This window comes from Variovorax sp. ISS6 (assembly GCF_056523145.1).
Window position 1 is genome coordinate 210,001 of the sequence record NZ_JAWRZC010000001.1, and the last position, 2,500, is coordinate 212,500.

Here is a 2,500-nt window from a genome sequence, read left to right on the forward strand (position 1 = left end):
GTGATCAACCTGGCGAATTCATAGAGTTTGAATCAGCACGCGCGGAGGCGTTATTTGAATGTGTTTTGAATGCGTCAACTTGGCATAACACCTTGATCTTCTTGATCAAAGTTATAGGGTCAAGCCGCACGAGCAATTAGTATCAGTTAGCTTAACGCATTACTGCGCTTCCACACCTGACCTATCAACGTCCTGGTCTTGAACGACTCTTCAGGGGGCTCGAGGCCCCGGCAGATCTCATCTTGAAACGAGTTTCCCGCTTAGATGCTTTCAGCGGTTATCTCTTCCACACTTAGCTACTCGGCAATGCCACTGGCGTGACAACCGATACACCAGAGGTGTGTCCACTCCGGTCCTCTCGTACTAGGAGCAGGCTTCCTCAAATCTGCAGCGCCCACGGAAGATAGGGACCAAACTGTCTCACGACGTTTTAAACCCAGCTCACGTACCTCTTTAAATGGCGAACAGCCATACCCTTGGGACCGGCTACAGCCCCAGGATGAGATGAGCCGACATCGAGGTGCCAAACACCGCCGTCGATATGAACTCTTGGGCGGTATCAGCCTGTTATCCCCAGAGTACCTTTTATCCGTTGAGCGATGGCCCTTCCATACAGAACCACCGGATCACTATGTCCTGCTTTCGCATCTGCTCGACTTGTCAGTCTCGCAGTTAAGCACGCTTATGCCATTGCACTATCGTCACGATGTCCGACCGTAACTAGCGTACCTTCGAACTCCTCCGTTACGCTTTGGGAGGAGACCGCCCCAGTCAAACTGCCTACCATGCACTGTCCCCGATCCAGATAATGGACCTAGGTTAGAACCTCAAACACACCAGGGTGGTATTTCAACGTTGGCTCCACAAGATCTAGCGACCCTGCTTCAAAGCCTCCCACCTATCCTACACAGATCTGTTCAAAGTCCAATACAAAGCTACAGTAAAGGTTCATGGGGTCTTTCCGTCTTTCCGCGGGGAGATTGCATCATCACAAACATTTCAACTTCGCTGAGTCTCAGGAGGAGACAGTGTGGCCATCGTTACGCCATTCGTGCAGGTCGGAACTTACCCGACAAGGAATTTCGCTACCTTAGGACCGTTATAGTTACGGCCGCCGTTTACTGGGACTTCAATCAAGAGCTTGCACCCCATCATTTAATCTTCCAGCACCGGGCAGGCGTCACACCCTATACGTCCACTTTCGTGTTTGCAGAGTGCTGTGTTTTTAATAAACAGTCGCAGCCACCGATTTTTTGCAACCCATTCATGCTCCGTTGTTCACTTCACACTAATAGGGCACACCTTCTTCCGAAGTTACGGTGTCAATTTGCCGAGTTCCTTCTCCTGAGTTCTCTCAAGCGCCTTAGAATACTCATCTCGCGCACCAGTGTCGGTTTGCGGTACGGTCGTATACAGCTGAAGCTTAGTGGCTTTTCCTGGAACCTCGTTCAGTCACTTCGCGAGCAAGCTCGCTCGATCGTTGGCCTCGGTATATGTGCACCGGATTTGCCTAATGCACGCCTACATCCAACTAAACCGGGATATCCAACACCCGGATGACCTATTAAGATCCGTCCCCACATCGCACTGTATATCGGTACAGGAATATTGACCTGTTTCCCATCAGCTACGCATCTCTGCCTCGCCTTAGGGGCCGACTCACTCTACGCCGATGAACGTTGCGTAGAAAACCTTGCGCTTACGGCGAGGGGGCTTTTCACCCCCTTTAACGCTACTCATGTCAGCATTCGCACTTCTGATACCTCCAGCACGCTTTACAACGCACCTTCACAGGCTTACAGAACGCTCTCCTACCACTTGCAATAAATTGCAAATCCGCAGCTTCGGTAACTGGCTTAGCCCCGTTACATCTTCCGCGCAGGACGACTCGATCAGTGAGCTATTACGCTTTCTTTAAATGATGGCTGCTTCTAAGCCAACATCCTGACTGTTTTAGCCTTCCCACTTCGTTTCCCACTTAGCCAATTTTAGGGACCTTAGCTGGCGGTCTGGGTTGTTTCCCTCTTGAGTCCGGACGTTAGCACCCGGTGCTCTGTCTCCCAAGCTGTACTCTTCGGTATTCGGAGTTTGCCTTGGTTTGGTAAGTCGCCATGACCCCCTAGCCAAAACAGTGCTCTACCCCCGAAGGTAATACTTGAGGCACTACCTAAATAGTTTTCGGAGAGAACCAGCTATTTCCAAGTTTGTTTAGCCTTTCACCCCTATCCACAGCTCATCCGCTAGTTTTGCAACACTAGTCGGTTCGGACCTCCAGTACCTGTTACGGCACCTTCATCCTGGCCATGGATAGATCACTTGGTTTCGGGTCTACACCCAGCGACTGATCGCCCTATTCGGACTCGATTTCTCTACGGCTTCCCTATTCGGTTAACCTTGCCACTGAATGTAAGTCGCTGACCCATTATACAAAAGGTACGCAGTCACCCTTGCGGGCTCCTACTTTTTGTAAGCACGCGGTTTCAGGATCTATTTCACTCCC

General features: G+C 50.8%; 1 rRNA gene (cut by a window edge). It reads right to left on the reverse strand.

Going from position 1 to position 2,500, the window contains the following annotated elements:
* Nucleotides 1-115 precede the first annotated feature (115 nt).
* Nucleotides 116-2,500, reverse strand: a 23S ribosomal RNA gene (locus tag AC1HIL_RS01005); it runs 486 nt beyond the window's last position.